Origin of the sequence: Nocardiopsis alkaliphila YIM 80379 (genome assembly GCF_000341005.1) — a bacterium.
In the GTDB taxonomy this organism is placed as follows: domain Bacteria; phylum Actinomycetota; class Actinomycetes; order Streptosporangiales; family Streptosporangiaceae; genus Nocardiopsis; species Nocardiopsis alkaliphila.
Genome location: NZ_ANBD01000111.1, coordinates 39968 through 60369 on the forward strand (window position 1 = coordinate 39968; position 20402 = coordinate 60369).

General features: G+C 64.1%; 22 protein-coding genes and 1 pseudogene. 14 read left to right on the forward strand and 9 right to left on the reverse strand.

Translation table 11 applies throughout. The annotated features are described in order from the left end of the window. Positions 1-168: 168 nt before the first annotated feature. From D472_RS27685 to D472_RS29410, 9 genes and pseudogenes are all read left to right on the forward strand, one after another. Positions 169-555 (forward strand): ectoine synthase, encoded by a 387-nt coding sequence (locus D472_RS27685; RefSeq protein WP_083903498.1) that lies wholly within the window; start codon positions 169-171, stop codon positions 553-555. Next, positions 555-2126: a class I adenylate-forming enzyme family protein gene (locus D472_RS28860; protein ID WP_204366515.1), complete on the forward strand. Its 1572-nt coding sequence runs from the start codon at positions 555-557 to the stop codon at positions 2124-2126. Before D472_RS27685 ends, D472_RS28860 begins: the two co-directional genes overlap by 1 nt. A gap of 11 nt (positions 2127-2137) precedes the next feature. Continuing rightward, positions 2138-3139: a hypothetical protein gene (locus tag D472_RS28865; RefSeq protein WP_033304012.1), complete on the forward strand. Its 1002-nt coding sequence runs from the start codon at positions 2138-2140 to the stop codon at positions 3137-3139. Positions 3140-3150: 11 nt separating this feature from the next. After that, positions 3151-4296, forward strand: coding sequence for an acyl-CoA dehydrogenase family protein (locus tag D472_RS0116105; protein ID WP_017605507.1), 1146 nt, complete (start codon positions 3151-3153; stop codon positions 4294-4296). Position 4297: 1 nt separating this feature from the next. Beyond that, complete coding sequence (locus D472_RS0116110; RefSeq protein ID WP_017605508.1) at positions 4298-5530, forward strand: MFS transporter; 1233 nt, start codon at positions 4298-4300, stop codon at positions 5528-5530. Positions 5531-6233: 703 nt separating this feature from the next. Further along, on the forward strand, positions 6234-6914 hold the full coding sequence (locus D472_RS0116120) for a type II toxin-antitoxin system antitoxin SocA domain-containing protein (protein ID WP_017605509.1): 681 nt from the start codon (positions 6234-6236) through the stop codon (positions 6912-6914). Continuing rightward, on the forward strand, positions 6911-7087 hold the full coding sequence (locus D472_RS28450) for a hypothetical protein (protein WP_017605510.1): 177 nt from the start codon (positions 6911-6913) through the stop codon (positions 7085-7087). Before D472_RS0116120 ends, D472_RS28450 begins: the two co-directional genes overlap by 4 nt. A gap of 42 nt (positions 7088-7129) precedes the next feature. Next, entirely contained in the window at positions 7130-7279 is a 150-nt protein-coding gene (locus D472_RS28455; protein WP_161625113.1) for a hypothetical protein, read from the forward strand. 125 nt (positions 7280-7404) lie between these two features. Next, positions 7405-7494 (forward strand): annotated as a pseudogene (locus D472_RS29410) (DUF6879 family protein); the annotation flags it as partial. 380 nt (positions 7495-7874) lie between these two features. Here D472_RS29410 and D472_RS26825 read toward each other — a convergent pair. From D472_RS26825 to D472_RS0116145, 3 genes are all read right to left on the reverse strand, one after another. Continuing rightward, positions 7875-8339, reverse strand: coding sequence for a hypothetical protein (locus D472_RS26825; protein WP_017605512.1), 465 nt, complete (start codon positions 8337-8339; stop codon positions 7875-7877). Between the two features lie 339 nt (positions 8340-8678). After that, positions 8679-9518 (reverse strand): NmrA family NAD(P)-binding protein, encoded by an 840-nt coding sequence (locus D472_RS0116140; protein ID WP_017605513.1) that lies wholly within the window; start codon positions 9516-9518, stop codon positions 8679-8681. Then, a complete protein-coding gene (locus D472_RS0116145; RefSeq protein WP_449406500.1) occupies positions 9515-10144 on the reverse strand; it encodes a nuclear transport factor 2 family protein in 630 nt (209 codons plus the stop codon). Before D472_RS0116145 ends, D472_RS0116140 begins: the two co-directional genes overlap by 4 nt. Between D472_RS0116145 and D472_RS0116150 the strand changes: the two genes are divergently transcribed. The 3 genes from D472_RS0116150 (at position 10029) to D472_RS28215 (ending at position 12591) form a co-directional block, all read left to right on the forward strand. Then, positions 10029-10637, forward strand: coding sequence for a TetR/AcrR family transcriptional regulator (locus D472_RS0116150; protein ID WP_017605515.1), 609 nt, complete (start codon positions 10029-10031; stop codon positions 10635-10637). The two genes, D472_RS0116145 and D472_RS0116150, sit on opposite strands and share 116 nt — an antisense overlap. Positions 10638-10898: 261 nt before the next feature. Then, a complete protein-coding gene (locus D472_RS0116155; protein WP_033303996.1) occupies positions 10899-12221 on the forward strand; it encodes an IS701 family transposase in 1323 nt (440 codons plus the stop codon). Between the two features lie 163 nt (positions 12222-12384). After that, a complete protein-coding gene (locus D472_RS28215) occupies positions 12385-12591 on the forward strand; it encodes a hypothetical protein (protein WP_152447970.1) in 207 nt (68 codons plus the stop codon). A 3-nt stretch (positions 12592-12594) separates the two neighbouring features. Here the strand turns inward: D472_RS28215 and D472_RS27175 are convergent, their stop codons facing one another. The 5 genes from D472_RS27175 to D472_RS0116180 all read right to left on the reverse strand — a co-directional run bounded on the left by D472_RS27175 (position 12595) and on the right by D472_RS0116180 (position 18047). Beyond that, the gene (locus D472_RS27175; protein ID WP_017605517.1) at positions 12595-13311 is read right to left on the reverse strand and encodes a hypothetical protein; all 717 of its coding nucleotides are present in this window, start codon (positions 13309-13311) and stop codon (positions 12595-12597) included. Between the two features lie 528 nt (positions 13312-13839). Then, a complete protein-coding gene (locus D472_RS0116165) occupies positions 13840-15051 on the reverse strand; it encodes an outer membrane protein assembly factor BamB family protein (protein ID WP_017605518.1) in 1212 nt (403 codons plus the stop codon). Between the two features lie 91 nt (positions 15052-15142). After that, complete coding sequence (locus D472_RS0116170; protein ID WP_017605519.1) at positions 15143-17410, reverse strand: TPR repeat region-containing protein; 2268 nt, start codon at positions 17408-17410, stop codon at positions 15143-15145. 75 nt (positions 17411-17485) lie between these two features. Further along, entirely contained in the window at positions 17486-17659 is a 174-nt protein-coding gene (locus tag D472_RS28460; protein WP_017605520.1) for a hypothetical protein, read from the reverse strand. A gap of 88 nt (positions 17660-17747) precedes the next feature. Further along, positions 17748-18047 carry a hypothetical protein gene (locus D472_RS0116180; protein ID WP_017605521.1) on the reverse strand — a complete coding sequence of 100 codons (300 nt, stop codon included), beginning with the start codon at positions 18045-18047 and terminating at the stop codon, positions 17748-17750. A 540-nt stretch (positions 18048-18587) separates the two neighbouring features. Here D472_RS0116180 and D472_RS29585 point away from each other — a divergent pair. Beyond that, positions 18588-19040 (forward strand): hypothetical protein, encoded by a 453-nt coding sequence (locus D472_RS29585; RefSeq protein WP_449406501.1) that lies wholly within the window; start codon positions 18588-18590, stop codon positions 19038-19040. A gap of 44 nt (positions 19041-19084) precedes the next feature. On the opposite strand, the gene D472_RS0116195 is transcribed toward D472_RS29585, so the two are convergent. After that, complete coding sequence (locus D472_RS0116195; RefSeq protein ID WP_017605524.1) at positions 19085-19294, reverse strand: hypothetical protein; 210 nt, start codon at positions 19292-19294, stop codon at positions 19085-19087. Between the two features lie 476 nt (positions 19295-19770). Between D472_RS0116195 and D472_RS25735 the strand changes: the two genes are divergently transcribed. After that, the gene (locus D472_RS25735) at positions 19771-20208 is read left to right on the forward strand and encodes an NUDIX hydrolase (RefSeq protein WP_051046011.1); all 438 of its coding nucleotides are present in this window, start codon (positions 19771-19773) and stop codon (positions 20206-20208) included. Positions 20209-20402: the final 194 nt, after the last annotated feature.

The following is a 20402-nucleotide window of genomic DNA, read 5'->3' on the forward strand; positions in this document are numbered from 1 at the left end:
CGGGTGGCTTCGGTTCCAATATATTCACAGCGCCCTTGATCTCGGTTGCGTCCTCACCTCGCCTTTCTCATATTCCGAGATCGAGACTTCCTTCAAGTGGTGGTCTTGTGTAAGGTCTCCCCTGGGGGAATTGCCATCACTCTACTTCTGATAGTTTGAGAGTTATCAATGATAGTCCGTTCACATTCAGATGTCATCGGATCTGACTTCGATGTCGAATGGGGAAATGGTAGAAGTCTGAGATTGCTGACAGTCGAAGACGGTCTAGGATTCACCGTTTGTCACACGGTGGTTCGAAAAGGGACCACCTCCCGTCTTGAATATCGATCACACGAAGAGGCCTGTTATTGCCTGTCCGGAAGCGGCCGTATCGAGAACGGAAAGGGAATCTCGCGCAGATTAGAGCCTGGAACAATTTATGCCCTCAATAAGGGGGAGCATCATTTTCTGAGTGCCGACTCTCAAGAAGACCTGGTTCTCATTAGTGTATTTTCTCCTCCTCTTAAGGGAACAGAACAACACAAACTCAGTGAGTTTGAGGCGTCGAGCTACTGATGACCCAGTCCAAGGACGGTATCCGGTTCCATCATTACTTTGAGCGCAACGCTCTGCGGAAACCACACAAGACGGCCCTTACTCTGGGTGGCAGAAAAACCAGTTACCTTGAGCTCGACGCATTGGCGGAAGAACTTCGAACCGCGCTGATACGACATGGAGCCCAACCCGACGACCGGGTGGTCATTTATTCGAAGATGTCCGAAGGTTCGGTCGCGGCCGTCCTGGCGACTCTCAAGGCCGCGTGCATCGTCGTCACCACACACCCCACCTTCGGCACTGAAAAGCTGATCCACCAGGTCGAAGACTCCGGTGCGCGTTTCCTCTTCACTGACGACGTCGAGGTCGTGGAGGAGGTGCTCGGATCCACCGGGTTGAGCGCGGTATTCCCGTTGGGAGGACCGCACACGGAAGCCGAGGGGTGGCGTGTACGCCGAGAAGACGATGAGAAGCGAACCACCGACTTCGATCTGATCTCAGGTGCGAAGCCGGCCGCGCTCTTCTATACCTCGGGCTCCACTTCCAATCCCAAGGGTGTGGTCATCAGCCACTCCGCCATGGTGGCCGCCTTCGACGCGGTCACCGGTCACCAGGAGAACACGGACGATGACGTCATCTTGACCTTTACTCCCATCGGATCGGATTTCGGGTTCTACAACGTCATGATGCCGCTCGCCTTCGGGGGGCGGGTCGTGGCGGAAGCAGACACACCGAATACCCCGGAACAGCTCATCGACCTGGTCAATGATGAGGGTGTGACCGGAATTCACGCCTTTCCTCCCCTTCTCGCGCTCCTCTGTCAGGAGGGGGCTCCACACAACCCTTCGGTGCCCGGTCTCAGGTACTTGTCCAGCACCGGACAGCGTCTCGTACCTGAGCACCTCCTACGCCTTCGACGCTCCTTCCCCGATGTTCGGATTCACTCCATGTACGGCCTGAGCGAGTGCAAACGGGTGAGCTATCTGCCCCAGGAGCAGATTCTCCGCCGTCCCTCGTCCGTGGGACTGCCCCTGCCACAGGTACGCGCCCACATCGTCGACGAGAACGAGGATCCCATCCACACACCCGACACCGTGGGCGAGTTGGTGCTGGCCGGCGACCTCCTCATGGAGGGCTACTGGAACGACCCCGAACTGAGTGCTCGAACGCTCAGGCGAGACGTCCTGAACGAGTCCGTCGCCCTCTTCACCGGCGACCTGTTCCGTAGGGACAACGAAGGCTTCCTCTACTGGGTTCGCCGACGCGACGAGGTCTTCACACGGTCGGGCTTCCAGGTCGATCCGCAGGAGATCGAAGCGCACCTGCGCACCCATCCAAGCGTGGTGGACTGTGCCGTTGTCCCCCTCTCTTGCGACGCCGAAGGGCACCTTCCGCTGGCGTTCGTCGTGCCGAGTCCAGGAAGACATCTCGACGAGCAGACGGTCATCGACCACTGCCGTGGCGCCCTGGACTGGCACATGGTCCCGTCCCGAGTGCTCGTCCGAGCGGCGCTGCCGCTGACCGACTCGGGCAAGACCGACAAGAGATCTCTCTTGCCCCCTCCAACACCCGACACGACGAACGGGCCATGATGTCTCACTCCGTGGATGAAAGCGACCCCGCGTACGACTATGTCAACTACGTCAACGCTTCCTCCATGTCGGCGCTGGTCGATGAGTTCGATGATCTGGCCACCGGCCGTGCCCAAAGACCACGTCGACGTGTCCACTCCACCATCCGAAACCGGATCGATGACCACGCGGTCCTGGAACACCTGGACCACATGGTGAAGAACTCGGGCCCGCTCTTTCAGCACTTCCTCGCGAGCGTGCCAGGCATCCTGGAGGAAATGTCCAGGGTCGGCGCCGCTCTGAACCGCCTGGCCCGGTCCCGTGCCCCGAGGGAAAAGCGTGCTCTGACCTTCTATGAGGGCGACGCCTTCGACGGAACCAACGGGCGTGCACTGGTCGAGGCCGCTCAGGGCGCCGTGGTGAGCCTGACATCGTCACCCAACAAGGCGAATGAGCCCTGGTTCTACCGCTTCGCCGACCCTCGTCTCTCCCAGTACTTCCCGGAGTCCTTGTTCCTCTTGTCCTCGGAGGAGCTGAAAAGCGATCATTATTTCGGGTCCTTCAGCGAGGGGTTCGACTTCTTCTACGAGACGGCCGCGTTCCAGTTCTACGGAACTGATCGGAAGGCGCAGGTGGGCCATGTCGCCGAGCTTTTAAGGGCGGATGGGATCGCCTTCTTCCTGGAGAAATTCGACCATGAGGACTCAACCGAGTACGAGGTGCGTGAGGACGTCAAGGACCGGCTCCACAAGTCCCTGTACTTCTCCTCGGAGGAGATCGAGTGGAAACGCGAGGCCATGCTCGCACGCATGTCTGAAGGGCAGGTGACCCTCGCCGAGATGTCGGAGGCTCTGCACACACATTTCGGCCATGTCCACTTGCTCTGGAATGGTGGAAATTTCTGCGAAGTCGTGGCCTCCGACAGCAAGGAACGGCTAAGTGAGTTCCTCGAAGTCCTAGGCCCACCTCTCATCCCCGATGAATTCTGCCGGGAATCTGTGATGCGTCCCCTTGGCCAGAGCCGCTACACGTGAAAGGTCTTCCCATGCCCCCCTCACCCCTCCTGGAACCATCCGTGATGGCCCGGGTCGACAGGCTCACGGACCGATGGCGCGCGCGTGCCGCTCATACCGAGAAGGCACGCACACCCTCGACCGAAACGGTACGGGAGCTGTTCGACTCCGGTCTTCTCCACCTGGCGATCCCCAAGCTCTACGGTGGCAGCGGGCACGGCTGGCCGACCCTCACCGAAGCGGCACGCCGCGCTGCCCGCGTGTGCCCCTCCACAGGGTGGCTCATCGGTGTGGTCGGCGGCCACGGAGCAGTGGCCGCACGACTGCCGTCATCGGCCGCGAAGGTACTCTTCGACACCGGCCCGAACCAGTTGTTCGCCACCGCTTCTGTCACGTCGAACGGTCGCATCACTCGGGAGGATGACGGTTACCGGATCACCGGTGAGTGGCGGTTCTGTTCCGCGGTCGACCACGCCAGTTGGATCATGATCAATGGCGTTCGCCAGGACTCACCCGAGTCCGGGCACCACCTGTTTCCGGTACCCGCCGACCAGGCGTGCGTCCTTGACACCTGGCATGTGACAGGCATGTCCGGCACGGGCTCCAAGAGCGTCTTGTTGGACGACGTGTTCGTCTCCGACGACCTCGTCGGTGGAGTCGAGGAGTGTTTCGAAGGGCGAACGGAGGGGAGTCGGGGCCCACGGGACTACCTCGTGGAAGTGCCCTTCACCGACTACGTGAACAGCACGATCGTGGGACCGATCCTCGGCTGTGCCGAAGGCGCCTTCGACGCGTATCTGGAGTGGGCCGAGTCAGGCGGCAGAGCGGAGCGGGCCCGCGTGCAACTGACTCTGGCGGAAAGCTCCGCCGAACTGGAGTGCGCTCGGCACCTGCACGACTCCCTGGGCGCCCTGCTGCATACGGCGGGGATCGATCGACGCCCACTGAGCCAGAGGGAGGTCGCGGGTCTTCGACGTGACCGCGCCTACCTCACCCGGCTCTGCGCACACGCCGTTCGGCGCCTGGTGGAGTCGCTCGGCACCGCGGCCCACGTCGAGGGTGGGGTGCTCTCTCGACACTGGCGGGACCTCCAGATGATGGCGGCCCATCGCGACGTGAACTGGGACGACAACCACGCCGTGTTCGCCATGGCTTCGACCGATCGGATACCGGTCTGACATGCGCGCCTACCTGTCCTTCCTGGCCACCAACCGGCGCCCGCTGCTGGGCTGCTTCGCCCTCTTCCTGTTCTCCGCCTTCGGCCAGACCTTCTTCGTCTCCCTCTTCTCCGCCGACATCCGCCAGGACCTCGACCTCACCCACGGCCAGTTCAGTTCCCTGTTCATGCTCGCGACCCTGGCCGGCGCCCTGACGATGACCCAACTGGGCAAGGTGGTGGACCGTCACCGCGCCGGGCGGATCGTTCCCGCGCTCACGCTGATGCTGGCGTCGGGCGCCGCGATCATGGCGCTGGCCACACAGGTGTGGATCCTCTTCCTGGCCCTGTTCATCCTGCGGCTGTTCGGGCAGGGCATGATGACCCACACCTCCTTCACCCTCACCGGGCGGTGGTTCGACCGGGAACGTGGACGCGCCACTTCGGTGGCCACCCTGGGGTTGAACGTCGGTGAGGCCGTCCTGCCGCTCGCGATCGTCGCCCTCTTGGCCGTCGCCGGATGGCGGGAGGCGTGGTGGATCGTGGCCGCGCTGCTTCTGGTGTTGGCGTGGCCGATGTCCGTTCTCATGGGTCGGAGGCGCACGCCGACCGACGCGGGCGATGGCCGACCGGTGACTGTGGTCCGAGGCTGGACACGACGTCAGACCTTGCGCGACCCCTACTTCTACCTGCTGCTCGCCGCCATGGCCGCGCCGGCCCTGGTCGGTAACACCGTGTTCTTCCACCAGGCGTACCTGACCGAACTGCGTGGGTGGTCACCGGCCCTGTTCGCCTCGGCCCTGTCGGTGTACGCGGTCACGACCGTGGTGTTCAACCTGGTGGGAGGCGTCCTCGTCGACCGCCTCACCGCACTGCGGCTCGTCCCCTTGTACCTGGTTCCCCTCGGCCTGGGACTGCTCGTCCTGGCGACGGTGGAAGGGTCGTGGAGCGTCGTGCTGTTCATGCTGTTGTACGGGATCACGAACGGGTTGTCCCTGAGCCTGTTCGGGGCGGTGTGGCCGGAGGTGTACGGGGTGGAGCACCTGGGCTCCATCCGGTCGATCATCGTGGCGGTCCTGGTGTTGGGCTCCGCCGCGGGTCCCGGTGTCACCGGGCTACTGATCGACGCCGAGGTCGGTTATCCGGCCCTGATCATGGCCCTGGGCACCTACTGTCTGCTGGCCTCGGCCGCCGCGGCGTGGTTCGTCTCGCGCATCCGGACTCGCCTGCGGGACGAGCGGATCGAGGTGGTGTGAGCCGACCGAGCACCGTGGCCTGAGAAACCCGGAACCTGGGCGCCGCTCCGTCTCTTCATCGACCTCGCGTGCGGCGTTCTCCTGGGGCGACCCGTCCTCCATCACGTCGTCGAAGGGGATTTCATGGCCCCGGGTCCCCGTCATGAGGCGATGCCGCCACAGAGACAGGACGTTGCCCTGCCCGCCTGAATCGGCCCGGGTGCCTCCGACAGGATCGATCGGAAGCCCCCGGGGGCGCGTGTTCCTTGGCCCAAAAGGGGCGGTTCGGAGTCGTTCGGGGACTTCGCAAGTGAGGTTCTTGCCTCTGGACGCTACCGCTGCCAGATGGGGGAGCCCGTATGACCGAGAACGTCAGGCGGAGCGCGCGGGCTCTCCTGTTCGAGGGAGATGGATGCCTGGTGTTGATCAAACGCACCAAAACCGGTCAAGAGCCCTACTGGGTCACCGTGGGTGGGGGGAGTGGAACCGGAGGACGTCCACATCGAGGCGACGCTGCGCCGTGAGGTCCTCCGCCGCTCATGTGGTGTTCCATTTGAGTCTGAGCGGAGGGCCCGATCGCCTCCTTCTGCCCCACAGCACTTTGGTTCAGGAAACTGCCGAATAACCCACCACACTCAGGGGCCGGCTGCCATCATGGAAATGCCTTCCGCATGGCACCCGCAGCATTCAACAGGCCGCCCCCTACGCTTGAAAGAGATTCGGCATGACGATCTCCTCGTGTGAGGCGGAGGTGACGCACGGCATGATCTTCAGCCAGCCCGAAGACCCGCTGCTGCGCTCCGTGCTCTCCCTGTTCCGGGTCGCGCGGGACCAAGGGCGTGTCCTCAACCGCACCAAGATCGCCAAGCTGCTCTACCTCGCAGACCTTTCCGCGGTAGAAGGTGGGGGTGTCGCGTTCAGCGGCGCGACCTGGCGGTGGGAGAACTACGGCCCCTTCGACCCCGCTCAATACCGGGTCGAGGACGCCTTGGTCGCCTCCGGGATCATCGAACGGACACAGGACCCCCAGAGTCCGTGCGGGGAGGTACGACTCCGCCTGATCGAAGATGTCGACGCGTCCTTGGGGCCCGAATCCCTCGCGGTGCTCGGCAAGGTCGTCGCCGAACACGGTGGCCGCTCCGCCGCTCAACTAAGAGACTTGACCTACGAGACCGCTCCCATGGTGCAGGCGCAGACCGACGGCGAACGCGGGGTGCTCCTCGACTTGAACCGGGCCAGACGGCGTAAACATTACGCCGCACTCAAAGAGCGCTACCGGGCACGAGCGGCCGACAGAGGCCCCGTGGAATCCGACCCCGGCGGGGGGAAAGACCTTCTCGCGGAAATGGCCGAACTCGCCGAAGCCCGCCGCCGCGCGAACACGAAGGCGCTGGGTGAGGAGTGAAGCCCGCGATCAAACGCGGCGGGATCTACTGGGTTCCCGACCGCCTTCTCGCCCTGCCCCCTGACTACGACCGAGACCCGCATCCCCGACGTGCCGTCGTGGTGATCAGCGGCGAGGCCGAACATGAGAACGAGGATTGGCCGATCGTTCTGGTGGCGCCCTGTTCGAGCTAGTCCACCCGTAAAACCCGGTACTGCGTCAAACTCGGCCAGGGCGTGGCCAACGTGCAGAAGAAGTGCTGGGTCCGCGTAGTGGCCGTGCAGCCGATGGCCAAGGACGACCTCGGCGACTACGTCGGTCAGCTTCCCGCGCACCTGTTGGAGGACATCTACTTCAACTTCGCCGAATACACCGGCCAGGTCTGAGCGGGATAGGGCGCCGGCAGGTCGAATCCGAGGAGCCAGTGAGTCGTACGCCAAGGGCCGTACTCGGCGAAGGAGCAGTGCCGCCGTAGTCCTCTGGTGAGTACTTCGGCCTTGGGTAGGTCGCCATCGAATGGTTCAAGCCCTGGTTGAAGATGATGCGCGCCGAACTCGCCACCGGAAAACGCATGGAACGGGTTCGCCTCATCGATGATCCGGCTTGAACGTAGCGGTCTTTGTCGATCGGGGACGGTTGCCGCCGATCCGTCGCGCCGACAACGGCGACTGGGCGATGCCGGGCGCTCCCCTTCTCGTTGTGAACACCCGTGCTCTCCCTTGGGTGGAACGAGCCGGTAGCGCTCGGTTTCGGGTGGGCGAGAACTCGTGATCGGTTCGCCGGGTTCGTCCCTCGCCGCGTGCTCGACCCGGACCTTGTGCTGGAATCCGGCGCCGGTCAGCAACACCACCGGCCGAGGGAATGACGCGTCGCCATCGACGGCGGTGAGGTGGTCCACCGGGAAGGTGGACCACCCCACCGCCGTCCCGGCCCAAGGCCTGGGGCGGACGCTCGACAGGAGGTGAGCCGAACGGCTCGACCTCAGGGCCCACCGAAGGGAACCGTGCGGATCCGCCACTCGCCATCGTCCATCAACCAGAACAGGAGATCGTCGGCGGTCTGGCCGGCGACCTCTTGCGCATACTCGAGGTGGACGGTGGCGATCGGGACCTTCCCTTCGGAGTCGGTGCCCATCTCGACCTCACGGATCTGTGCGACGTCGGCACCGTTGAACCGCTCGGCGTAGATGGGGAACGCCGGTTGGCATTCGGTCTCCATCCCGCCCTCGCCCGAGTTCATGGTGCTGAGGGTCACCGCGGAGTGCGCGTCCTCGTCGATCACCGCGCACCCGGTCTCCCCGTCCCCGTCGCGTAGTGCCTCGAGGAAGTCCTCGGCGGCCGCGCGGGCCTGTTCGGTGTCCTCCTCCGTTCGTTCTGCTCCGCTGACCTCTTCCCGGTGTTCACCGGATCCTTCTCCGGTGCCCTCTCCGGAGATATCGGGGGTCATCACCACAGGCGGTGAGCGCGACAAACAGGGCGAACGTGAAAGGAAGCAGGGTGAGTCGTCGTATCAAGGGGACGCATTCTGTTTCGGGGATGGTCGATCGTAGGCTACACCGGCCGTTTTGGGTGAGCTTCGAACGATCGGTCCGTCAACGATGCGCGAAGCTTTTGACCAGCACACCCGAAGCGAACGAGGAACGTACATGAGCGAGGAGACCGCTGCGTGGATCTGGCTTCGCGGGGAGCTCGCCGGGCCGGAGCTCGGCCGAAGTCCTGCGTGCGGTGCCGGCGACGAAACCGCGATCGAGCGGCGAGCACGCAATGAAGCCGGGGCCGAGCTGCTTCATTCCATCTCTTGTTCGAGGTGAACGCGGAAGCTGCGCGCGGGTCGACCCGTGAGGTGCTGGACGGTGTCGGTGATGCGGTCCTCCGCCCCCTCGGCGATGGCACGGTCCATGCCGGCCAGTATCGAGGCGAACTCCAGCGGCACGTGCGCCGTGAGGCGGTCGCGCATCTGTTCGTAGGACAGGCGGTGGTGGTCCACGGGTCGGCCGGTGACCTGGGTGATGGTGGTGGCGATGTCGTCGTAGCTGAGCGCCTCCGGCCCGGTGAGGACGAGATCGGTGTTGGGGGCATGTTCATCGGTCAGAGCGTGGACAGCGACGGCCGCGATGTCCTCAACGTCGACGAAGCCGACCCGGCCACTTTCGGCCGCGGTCCAAATGGTGCCTTCTTCACGGATGCTCACGGCATGCGCGTGCGTGCCGGTGAAGTTCTGCATGAACCACGAGGGCCGCAGCACCGCCCACTGTTCGAACAGATCGGGCAGGGCCTGGTGCACTGTTCCCACCGCCGGGCCGCCCTCGGGGATGGCCGAGGAACTGAGGAGTACCGCACGGTGCACGCCGGCGGTGTGGGCTTGCCGGAGGAACGGCAACATGACCGCAGCCGGGTCGGCGTCGCCTATGGGCGGTACCAGGTAGACACGGTCGGCTCCGTCGAGGGCGGTGGCGTGGGTGGCGGGTTCGTACCAGTCGAATGCGACCGGCTCCGCGCCGGGGACGTCGACGGCGCGACGGCTGGCGGCTTTGGCGCGGTGGCCCAGGGCCGACAACCGCGCCGTGGTGCGGCTGCCGGTGGTGCCGGTGGCGCCGATGACCAAGGTGGTGCCGGAGGTCGTCATCGGTTGCTCCTGATGAAGTCGGTACCGGGTTCGAGGACGGCGAGTGGGTTCCAGTAGTCGCGGTAGGAGGTGATGTGTCCGTCCCGGACCGTTACGACGGCGATGTAGGTCATGTCGAAGGGGCGGCCGGACTCCACCAGGCGGCCGACGCCGCGCATTTCGACCACGATGGTCTCAGGATCGGTGGTCTGGTGGATCAGCAGCTCGGGGAAGTCATGTAGATCGATGTGATCGGGGTAGTGGCGCATGTACGCGGCGATGGCCTCCCTGTTCTCCAGATGCTTCGGCCGGCCCTCGGGGGCGAAGGGAAACTCCATGGAGCCGTCCTCGTCCCACAAGGCGACCCACGCCGGGATGTCCTTGTCCAGTAACAGCCGCAGGCTATGGCGGGAGAGGGCCGCCGNGGAGAAGTCGATGCGGGCATGGGTATCCTCCAACTCGTAGAATGTGGACCCTGGGTCCGCTTTGACGATACGGACCCTGGGTCCGCTTTGCAAACGGAGGTGCAGCATGCCCGAGCGCAAACCCCGCAAGGACGCCGCCCGTAACCGGCGGGCCATCCTGGCCGCCGCCGACGCCCTCTTCGCTCGCAGCGAAAACCCGGAAAGCATCACCTTGGCCTCCATCGCGGCGGCGGCCGGCGTCGGTAAGGGCACGCTCTTCCGGTCCTTCGGGGACCGATACGGACTGCTGCGCGCGCTCTACGAAGCGCGCTTGGAACCGGTCAGGAAGGCCGTTGAAACCGGACCTTCGCCCTTGGGCCCCGCGACTCCGCCACGGCAGCGCGTACCTGCCCTGCTCGACGCCCTCCTGTGCTTCAAGATCGACAACCGCAGCCTCATGCTGGCCCTGGAGGAAAACGGGAGCAGCAGCCCCTACCAGACGGAGCACTACGAGCGTTGGCACGGCCTGCTGGAGACCATGCTGAGGCAGATCCCCGGCCTGACCGACAGCGGCTTCACCGCCCACGCCCTGCTCGCGGCCACCCGAGCCGATCTCGTCGAGCATCTGGTCGGGCATGAGCGCATGACGCGTGAAGGGATGCGGGCGCAATTGGCGAACTTCACTGCCAGAGTCTTGAATTCCGAGCCCGTGCGGGGCCTGACGAACGAGAGCTGATCAAGGGACGAGGAGCCGACAACCGATCGTCGTTCGCTGAGCCGGCATTCTCCAATGGACCTTCGTTTTCTGAAGACTTCGACGGGCGGATAGAAGACCACCCCAGAGCCTTCAAGAGCCCTTTCACAAGCCAGGTACTACAGTTGCACTTCCGAGTTGCCCTGGTCCGGGTGTTCCGTACCGTCTCGTACTTCCCTGAGGGATTCGAGTCGCTGATCTGGCTGTTTCCCACGCACGCGAACGGCCGCCGCCCGATCATCGATGGTTGTGAAGACAAAGAACGCCCAGGCGGCGGCCGCGGCCACCAGCGTAGCCGCCCAGCGCTGGCCGCACCTGCTGAACCAGACGATCGACACCGTCCTGGCCCCGCACCCGGCCCGCCCCGAAACCCGCGCCACCGCCCGCCAGGTGATCAGCGCCCTGCTGCCCCCGCTGACCCGCAAGAACTGCTGGACCCTGGCCGAGCACGCCGGGCACCCTTCCCCCTACCGGACCCAGCACCTACTGGCCCGCGCCGGCCTGGATGAGAACGCCCTGACCGCCGCGCTACGCGGCTACGTGATCGAACAGCTCGGCACCCACGACGTCGTCCTGGTGGTCGACGAGACCGGCCACATCAAGCAGGGCATCAACACCGTAGGGGTCGCCCGTCAATACACGGGAACCACAGGCCAGGTCGAGAACTGCCAGGTCGCGGTCTACCTCGCCTACACCACACCCGCTGGGCACGCCCTGGTCGATCACCGCCTCTACCCGCCCCTGTCCTGGACCGATGACCTCGCCCGGCTTCACAAGGCCGGGGTCCCCGACACCGCCGGCTTCGCGACCAAGCCGGAGTTGGCCGGCCAGATGATCGCCGCCGCTCTGGAACACGTGCCCCACGCCTGGGTGGCCGGTGACGAGGTGTACGGGCGCAACCCTGACCTGCGCGCCTACCTGGAGCAGCGCGGGATGGGGTACGTGATGGAGATGTCTGCCACCGATCGCCTGACCACCCCGCGCGGCCCCTTGGCGGTCAAGGAACTGGCCGTGTTGGTCCCCCACCAGGGGTGGCAGAAGCGCTCCGCTGGGGCCGGGTCCAAGGGCGAGCGGTTCTACGACTGGGCGCTCATCGACGATGTCGTTGATGAGCGCGGGGTGCGGTGGGTACTGATCCGTCGCAACCGCACCACCGGTGAGCCGGCGTTCTTCCACTGCTTTGCTCCCGCCCCGGTGTCGTTGTCGCGTCTGGTCGCGGTGGCCGGTCGGCGTTGGAGGGTGGAGGAGTCCTTCCAACAAGGCAAAGGGCTGGCTGGGCTGGACGAGCACCAGGTGCGCACGTGGACGTCCTGGCACCGGTGGAGCCTGTTGGTCATGGTCGCCTACGCGTTCGTGGCCGTGTGCCGCTTGCGGGAGCTGTGTGCGCATCCACCTGTGGCGGGTTTGGTGGCGTTGACCTGCAACGAGATCGCCCGACTGATGCATGCCCTGTTCACCGTCGAGCACGGGAGGGAGCACGCGTTGGCCTGGTCGGTGTTCAGACGCTCCCACCAAGTGCGGGCGATGGGCTGTCACTGGCGCAGACGAGCAGCTTCCCAACCATGACAAAACGGAAGTGCAACTGTAGTACCGGCCCGTGATGGCTGCTCTGGTCGCACCGCTGCGACCAGCCAAAACACGCAAACTTAGCGGCATTGCAGGTGGCCGTGGGCGGAACATCGAACTGTTCAGGGACCCGACGGAGTCTGACGAGGACCTCTATGAGTGGGTGCCCCTGACCAAAGCTCGTGGTCTGATCACTGAATGGCGGACGCAGAGCTCGGGCGCTCTCGTCGCCTTCCTCCACCTGCTCGCCATTCGCGCGGGGCCGAGGTTGCAGAGCGAGGCCATGCGGGCATGTTGGCGCACCCGACCAGAACACCCGGACGACTCGGTGTCGCGTTACGCCTACCATGCGTCGGTGCGCTGCTCTTAGGGTTCATTCCCCTGAGCCGCAGGAGACGTATCCCTGGATGCTCGCGACGTACTCCTCCCGGGTGTCGAACGCTTCCCAGTAGGAATCAACGTAGAGATCCGAGAACTCGTACCCCTTCATCTCGCCGCACCAGTCCACCGTGTTGGCTTCCAGGACATGCAGCATCGCCTCGCGGACCTCGCTCTCCCTCGGCCCGGAACCTCCGGTGTCCCACTCGTCCAGGTCAGCCACCACGCGATAGCCTTCACCGGTTTCCACGAGGACACCGGACTCCAGAAGCACCCCCAAGCCATCGAAAGGTTCGAGGCTGTTGGCCTCCTCGACCTCCCTGCGCTCCTCGTAGTAATCCTCGATGTTCTCCATGACGGATCCGTTCTCGTCTCTGGCGAACATCTCCTGGATGACATGGGCGGCAATGGCGTCCTTCACCCAGAGCTCTGTCACCCGTTCACCTGAAGCCCCGGAGATGGGGGAGTCGCCTCCACTCGATGAACCTTGGGGAGAAGTACACGCGGAGACAAGCACAAGAACAGCAGCGGAGACGGCGACCAGCGCCAGCGGAGTCTTCTTCACGGAAGACCAACCCTCCTTTCGAAACCAGAAGCAGAAAACGCCGGTCATGAGCCCGGCGCGTTCGCCGGGGCTGTTCAGAGGCTCGATCCATGACTCGTCGGGCAGGGGTTCCCTGAGCTTGAGCGGGAACCGGGCTCCGGCCCGCATGATCTCCTCGGTGCCGTCGACCCGACCCGTTCGGACAGGCCGTAGTCGCAGAACCGGCGATCGAAGACCGTTGTCTGCCCGGCTCCGAGCCCATTGGCCACCTTCAGGATCAGGGCCTGCTCGGAGTCGCCGTAGGCACCCACGGCGGCCCCGAGCAGGCTGCGGGCCTTGATCTCGCAGGCAGTGACGAACCGAGCCGGGAGGACCTACGAGGGCCGGCACAAGTCTTCCGTGAGGCGCGGTCGCGCCACTCGTCGGCGGTGCTGGAGGGCAGCACGTAGGTCAGGGTGGTGGTGAGCTCGGTCCTGTTCGCGCAGGCATAAAGGGCCAGGGCTGCGGCATGGCCGATGATGCGCTTCCTATCGCTATGCGCTGTCAAGGGGAGGTCCCAAGGTGTAGTGACCTTCGCCAGAAAGATGCTTCTGTCCCTTTCTGCGAATTCGGTCTCAAAACTCGAATCCTCGCATTCTAGGGGCCCCTTTTCTTGCTTTCCCTTCAATTCTTCCAAAGCCCTCTGAATACACGAAGTCAACGAAGTGCCACCACGTGCTCCACTGAATCGATGTCCGCCGCATGGTCCACGGGGACGTAGACGAGCACCGCCCCTGGGACGGAAAGCAGCCTGCCGGGATCGATGCGGCTCGCCGTACCTGTGGTGGTCGCGGTGATGACGTCGTCCCTGCCCCCGTCCCAAGGGGTCACCACGGCGTTGACCGCGTCCTCGGGTGAACCACGCTCCATGTCGACACTGATCAACTGCTCAGGCAGACCGATAGCGGTCTCGGGGGTGTCGCCGGCCCACCGATCCTCGGAGAGCGTGACCGATGCGGCCACCTCGCCGTCGAACGTTCGGAGTTCGTGGGTCGGGTCCTCGGCCCAGGGGTCGGGGCCCGCGAGGTAGGTGTCCTCGCCGACCGCAAGGACCGGTTTCGGCGACTCGGCGATGAGTGTGCCGTCGACGGGGTCGATGATCAGCCATCCTTCCTCTCCCGGAAGGTCGGCTGCCAGGGTGCCTTGGAGCATCAACGCGCTTACCAGTCCCCTGCCCTCGGAGTCCGCGGACTCCTGCCGCCACAAATCCCGCCCGTCGTTCGGGCTCAGTGCGACCAGGGCGTTGACGGTGTCGGACTCTGGGGCACGGAGCGCCTCCTGCGACGTGTTCTCTGAACAGTGGAGCAGTAGGACGATCGCCTCACTGTGGAGCAGCCTGGAGACCAGCCGGGAGGGACCGCCTCCGGAACAGGTCTTCGGGGTTTCCTGCCGCCAGAGGGTCTTCCCGGATTCCAGGTCACTCACCGTGAAGAGAGCCTCCGTCGCTTCACCTCGATGGTGGAGCAGGCGTGTGTGGTCCAGGAGGTGGGCCTCACCGTCCCAGTCGATGTCCTCTGCCACCACCGCCCCGGTCGAGGTGTCCAACAGGACGGCCGGTTCGTCCGAGGCCGCCACCAGGGCGTGCTCTCCGGAAGGGGAGAAGGAGGTGGAGAGTGCTGTGGCCTCGGGAAGCCGGTATCTCCACAGTTCGTTTCCCGTGTCGCCCTGGAGACCGACCAGTCCGTCCTCCAGTTCGATCACGGCTCCCCGGCTCTGGGCGTGTACGGCCAAGGCGGTCTCTTCCTCATCAGGCCGCCATTCCCAGCCGATCTCGCTCATGGAGGTGACCGCCTCCGGTACCGGTACCTCGTCGTCAGCGACCTCGTGGATCGTGCGAGCTCTCTCCTGGGGGGAGGAACAGGCTGACACGATGAGTGTCGTACAAACAGCGGCTGTCGCCAGGCCTCTCAGGCTCATCTTCTCGTGCTTTTCTGTTGCGTCAGTCGTTTGGGGTGTCTCGCTAGGTCCTCGAATCCAGGGCTTCTCGGCCTGCCGAGCTGAAACGACTGAAGTCGCTGATGACACTGGATCCCAGTTCATTCTCGGCGCCAGGCCACTTCATGTCCCTGAGTTCGCTGTAAATGCTGTCGAGGGCGTCTTGGTACGCGTCCGAATCGAAGGACGTTCCGCCCCCCTCCGAAATCCAGTGGTGGGGATCGAGACTGATCTCACCAGTGTCTGGGTCACGCAGGAAGTCGACATCCTCGCCGAATGTGTGTTCGCCGCTGTTCTCCACCGCGATCGCGGCATGGAGTGTGGCGCGGTTATCCAGAGCGATGGGGGAGAAGTCGGAGCTGGTGTCCCTCGCCGCGTCGATGTGGTCCATGGACATCACCTCCTTGAATCCTTGCTTCATGATCTCGCTGGCCGTGCTAATGCCGGGTACGGGGATTTCATTGAATACGGCTGCGACCATGTCAGTGGCGTTGTTGGTTACCTGGTTCTTGTAGTCAATGGCGCCGTTCGTGGCGTCGAAGCGATTCTGATGTTCTTTTTCAATGGCCTTGTCGATCAGTGCATCGAAGATTCCGGAATCTCTGGCCTCCGAGACGTCGGGCGGGTACTCATTAAAGTACGTGGAGGCTGCCTCCTCCGTTCTGAAGAACGAAGCAGCCTCCAAGCGGGCTGCAGCGTCTTCGCTTCCTACGATGTACTCTGCGAAGACCAGTCGTGTCATCGGGTCTAAGATGAGTTTTCCATCGCCCAGGTACTCGTCGTCCACGTCGTAGATGCTGGGGTCATCGTTCTCTCCGACCGCATCTTCGTCGAAGTTGAAACCAACACTGTTTTCCATTACTTCGATATTATTGAGGAAAAGATCCGCGAAGGAATCGGCGATCTCAGGGTTCAAGTGCGTGAAAGAAACGTTTTCCCACGTGACATCTTTTTCTTCGTCCTCGACACTGTGTCCGGTCTCATTGAGTCTCTCATGCATTTCGGGGTCGGTGATGGTCTCCAAGAGTGCAAGGAAAGCCTCGGACCCCTGATCGACCTTGTCCGGATCGTCGCTGTTCTGGAATTCTTCGATCCACTCGGTGAGACCGCGTGCCGCCTCCCCGTCGTCTCCCCACTCGTGGGTGTAGAGCTGGCCGATGATGCGGTCCGTGACGTTGTCCGCGGTCTCCTCGGTCCAGGGAAGGTCTCCTTCGACCCCTTCGGGGTACTCCCCGGTGAGAACAGCGTAGTTGGCGTCCTCGTTGCGCGTCGCGACATCGAGGAGTCCGGACATGGAGCCGTCGCTGTTTCCTAGAGCATCGATTCGTATGAGCGATGTCGAGATGGTGTCCATCATGCGGGTCGAGAACTCGGCGCCTCCTTCGAAGTCCTCGTGGGAGTTCGAGAGAAGGTCGTCAAGATAACCCGCCCGCTCCATCCAGTCCGTATGGATATGGGAGTAGCCGCCACCGCTCCTGACACCGCTGAAGTCCGGGCCGTCGACAATAGACCTGACGGACGCGGGCAGGTCCTCGTACCCACCGCCCAACCTCTCGTCGGACAAGGCCAGTAGACCGTCCCCGAGGACGCCGAGGGCGTGTTCACGTTCCTCGTCGGTCAGATGATCGCCGTCCATCTTGGCGGGGATACCGATCACACCCATGTGCTCGAGGCTCGGGTCCTCCTCAAGTGCGTCGTAGAACGCCCGGAGGAAATCCATTTCCTCGTTGCCGTAACCCGTGCCGCCCTGCTGGGCCTGCATCGCGTTGCTGGTGATCATGCTCATCATGAGCATGAGTTCGTGGTAGCGGGAGTCGATGGGTTGGTTCCCGGACCAGTAACCCTCCAGCTCCTCGGCCCACTCCTCGGCGTTCTCCTCCGTCAGCTCCCCGCGGTCGACCAGCATCGTGTAGTGATTCGGGTCGAGGTTGTAGAAGGCCCAGGAGTTGATCCCGGCGTCGATGAGTGCCTGGACGTTCTCCTTCGTGGGTCCCTGCCGCAGCTTTTCGCCGATGTCATCGGCGTTGTCCTCGAACTTCTGGTAGTTCGTGCGTTCGCGTTCCTTGAGATCCTCCACCTTCGCCGCGACCTCGTCGTAGATGGAACGGCACTTGTTCTCGTCGCCGAACCAGCCGAGCCCTTCCCGTTCCGGGTAGGTCGCGGTGATGGTCTGGCCCTGGTACTTGTCTGGGATCTCGGCTCGCTTCGTCCTCAGGAACTCCCACCACTCGGACATCTGTGACGAGCGTTCTTCCTTGAAGTCCTCCACGTACTGTGCCCACAGCTCGATCATGGAGGAGGCGTAGACGATCGCCGTTCCGGCGTCCCGCCACAGCTGGAGCTCCTCGGCGGACAGATCCCGAATGTTCTAGGCCATGAGGTCGGTGAACTGGTTGGCCGTGTGGTTGAAGTCGGCGTCGAGGTCGTCCGCCCTGCCCAGGAGGCGGGACTGGAGGGTGTCCAACTCCTCTGCCCGGGTTCTGATCGTGTCGGGATTCGCGGACGTGGAACGGGCCAGGAAGGAGAGGTCGAAGTATGCCATCGGGTGCTTTGCTGCCAGGGGGTGGTCGGGGGAAGAGGTTCGGGGGCTCGGAAGGTCAGAAGTTGACTTGCAGATCCGTGCCGAGATCCTAGGGAGTCTCATAGCGCTCGGCGGTCTCCTGGTCGTTCCGAGCGATCTCGGAGGCGCCGGCCTGGATGTTCTCGGCGAGCTGGAGACCATGTTCCTGTACCTCGATGAGGGCCGGACCGTACTCTTCCTTGTACGCTCGCAGAGCCGAGGAGACCTCATCCCTACGGGCGACGGTCTCCGCGTCCTCCATGATCAGGTCGAACATGTCGGCCAACCCCGCCATGGACTCGGCCAGGGCCGCAGCCAACTCGGCGCCCTCAAAACCCTCGATCGGATTTCCGCCGGACTCGCCTGACATACCACAATCCTTTCGTCGGGCAGAGCACAACCCCGAAAAAGGGGGCTTTGCATGAGTGCATCAACGATGCGGACATTACGGGAAGTAAGCGTCACTATAGTCACCAGAACTCGTGAGGTGAGTCGAGGCGAGGGGTGGAAATTCGTATCGAGAGGCTCGCCCAGCCCCACGGTGCCTCGACACCTTCGTCCGGAGGGTCGGTTTTGTGGGAACGAATCGACGAATTCGCAGGTCGAGCCCGAAGGCGCGTCCGCGCACGGCTGAGGGCGCCGACCTTCCTCGGATGACGGGAATGCCGGAAGAGGACACCGGGGCCATATGAAGGATCCGTCGCCCGTGTCACACACGAGCCGGTGCCGTGGCGTAGCACGAGGGCCGGGTTCGTGTCCGACTCCGAAGAACGGCAGAGCTCGTTCGGGGAGGTCCCCAATCCTGCGGATGGTCTTGACGATGTTGTCCGCCGCCCCATGGTCTTGAGGACACCGATGGTCAGGTTGTGCAACGTGGCCATCGGTCGGAGAGTGCTGCAGGTGTGCTCTGGTGAGCGTCCAGGTCGATCACGGCGTAGACGTTCTCGCGGACCTGCTTCTTACCGCTCTGCTGCCGGTGGCGGTCCATCCTCAGTACGAGTTCGGCATGCGGAAAGGCGATGCCGGGCGGGGTGATGGAGATGGCCGAGAGCCTGCCCGGGGCCGCTGTTCGGCGGGTGCGGGAGGAGACCGGTTGCGAGGTCGAGGTGATCGGGCTGGTGGGCAGGAGGAAGGATCGGCCTACTACTGCGACCGTACCCGCGAGCAGGTTCGGGCCGATCGCGACCGCCCGGCCCCGGGCTATGACGGCTCCTGCCGTGACCGTGTGGAGAGCGAGCCGGGGCGTGTGCTGATCGCCGACTCGTGCTCCTGCCCGTTCGTCGCCATCGAGTCGGTGGCGGAGACAGTGACGTTACGCGAGTCGATTCCGCGCGCCTCGAAGAAGTGGTCATTGATCCCGTAACCGGCCTCAGCCGCCCCCGCCGCGTCCGGCATCGCGCCGTGGCCCTACCTCGTCTCCGGTACCGGCACGGCCAGCCCGTTGCCGAGTGTCCACACACCCTTTGCCACCGACGGGATGCCGTCCACTCCGTACTGGGGCAGGGACCGGTAGGTGAGGTACTTGTTCGAGTTCGCGCGGGTGAAGCCCTCGTTCCTGGTCGGCAACACCTGGCCGCCTTCGGTGGCGTTCCTGCCGGCCAGGATGCTCGTACACATGGCGTTTCCCCTCCTCGATCCGCCCTAGCGGTTCTTGGGCCCCGGAGCCGGTCGTCGAAGACCTATGCCAGGTCCTTGCTTCCCGGGCGTCTCACCCGCGGGGTCTTCGTCACCGAACCACCTTGGCGATCATGGAGTTGATCGGGATGTTCGTGGAGTTCAGCCCAGGCTGTTGGCCGTGGAAGTCGAAGCTGAGCCTGGTTTTCGGCCGGAACAGCAGGCAGTGCGTCGATCCACCGAAAGCGAAAGGCTCTCCGCTGAACCGGAGAGCACTCGGCACCTGCACGCCTCCCTCAACGTCCTGCCATCCACGGCGGGGGCCGACCGACACCCACCGGCCGACGGGAGGTCGCAGGTCGCCGACGTGATCGCGCCTACCCCACCCGGCTCTGCGCACACGCCCTTCGACGTCAGGCGAAGACCCTGAACCGGAGCGTGCTCGTGTGTGGCCCCCAGAGGAGGGGAAGTGAGTGGACATGGTCGAAGTCGTCAAGCGGAAGGCACGGGCCCTGCTGTTCGATGAAGAGGGGCGTCTGGTGTTGATGAAGCGCACCAGGCCCGGCCAAGAGCCCTACTGGGTCGCCGTGGGTGGGGGAGTGGAGCCGGAGGACGCCGACATCGAGGCGACTTTGCGCCGTGAGGTCCACGAAGAGCTGGGTGGACGAATCGACCAGGTCCGTCAGGTCCTCCTGATCACCGACGACCTTCCCGGCGGTATCGGCCTTCAGCACGTCTTCACCGCTCGACTGCTCTCCATGGATCCGGCCGCTCGGACGGGCCCCGAGTTCACCGAACCCGGCCGGGGAGCCTACGAGGTGGTCCACCTTCCCGCCACGCGCCGGGCCCTGTCCGAGATCAGGCTGCTTCCGACCCGGCTCGCCGAGTTCGCACAGGCGAACCTGCTCGGCCCATAGGCACCGGTGAACCTGACCGATACGGCACGCGGGGGCTGAGGAGCACCGTTACCTTGTGGACATCGGGTCGTGGGAAGCACGGCTGTCCGGTCGATGTGGGGGCGGGCCATGGGGATCAGTGACGCCGACATCAAGGCCGTGGTGACCCGATACCTTGAGCGCCACCCGGAAGAGGCGAAGCCACTGGCGGAGCC

Coding starts and splice junctions, on each gene's coding strand:
- D472_RS27685 (WP_083903498.1), top strand. CDS start 169: ATGATAGTCCGTTCACATTCAGATGTCATCGGATCTGACTTCGATGTC.
- D472_RS28860 (WP_204366515.1), top strand. CDS start 555: ATGACCCAGTCCAAGGACGGTATCCGGTTCCATCATTACTTTGAGCGC.
- D472_RS0116105 (WP_017605507.1), top strand. CDS start 3,151: ATGCCCCCCTCACCCCTCCTGGAACCATCCGTGATGGCCCGGGTCGAC.
- D472_RS0116110 (WP_017605508.1), top strand. CDS start 4,298: ATGCGCGCCTACCTGTCCTTCCTGGCCACCAACCGGCGCCCGCTGCTG.
- D472_RS0116120 (WP_017605509.1), top strand. CDS start 6,234: ATGACGATCTCCTCGTGTGAGGCGGAGGTGACGCACGGCATGATCTTC.
- D472_RS26825 (WP_017605512.1), bottom strand. CDS start 8,339: ATGACCCCCGATATCTCCGGAGAGGGCACCGGAGAAGGATCCGGTGAA.
- D472_RS0116140 (WP_017605513.1), bottom strand. CDS start 9,518: ATGACGACCTCCGGCACCACCTTGGTCATCGGCGCCACCGGCACCACC.
- D472_RS0116150 (WP_017605515.1), top strand. CDS start 10,029: ATGCCCGAGCGCAAACCCCGCAAGGACGCCGCCCGTAACCGGCGGGCC.
- D472_RS0116155 (WP_033303996.1), top strand. CDS start 10,899: ATGGTTGTGAAGACAAAGAACGCCCAGGCGGCGGCCGCGGCCACCAGC.
- D472_RS27175 (WP_017605517.1), bottom strand. CDS start 13,311: ATGCGGGCCGGAGCCCGGTTCCCGCTCAAGCTCAGGGAACCCCTGCCC.
- D472_RS0116170 (WP_017605519.1), bottom strand. CDS start 17,410: ATGATCGAGCTGTGGGCACAGTACGTGGAGGACTTCAAGGAAGAACGC.
- D472_RS28460 (WP_017605520.1), bottom strand. CDS start 17,659: ATGGCATACTTCGACCTCTCCTTCCTGGCCCGTTCCACGTCCGCGAAT.
- D472_RS0116180 (WP_017605521.1), bottom strand. CDS start 18,047: ATGTCAGGCGAGTCCGGCGGAAATCCGATCGAGGGTTTTGAGGGCGCC.
- D472_RS0116195 (WP_017605524.1), bottom strand. CDS start 19,294: ATGTGTACGAGCATCCTGGCCGGCAGGAACGCCACCGAAGGCGGCCAG.
- D472_RS25735 (WP_051046011.1), top strand. CDS start 19,771: ATGGTCGAAGTCGTCAAGCGGAAGGCACGGGCCCTGCTGTTCGATGAA.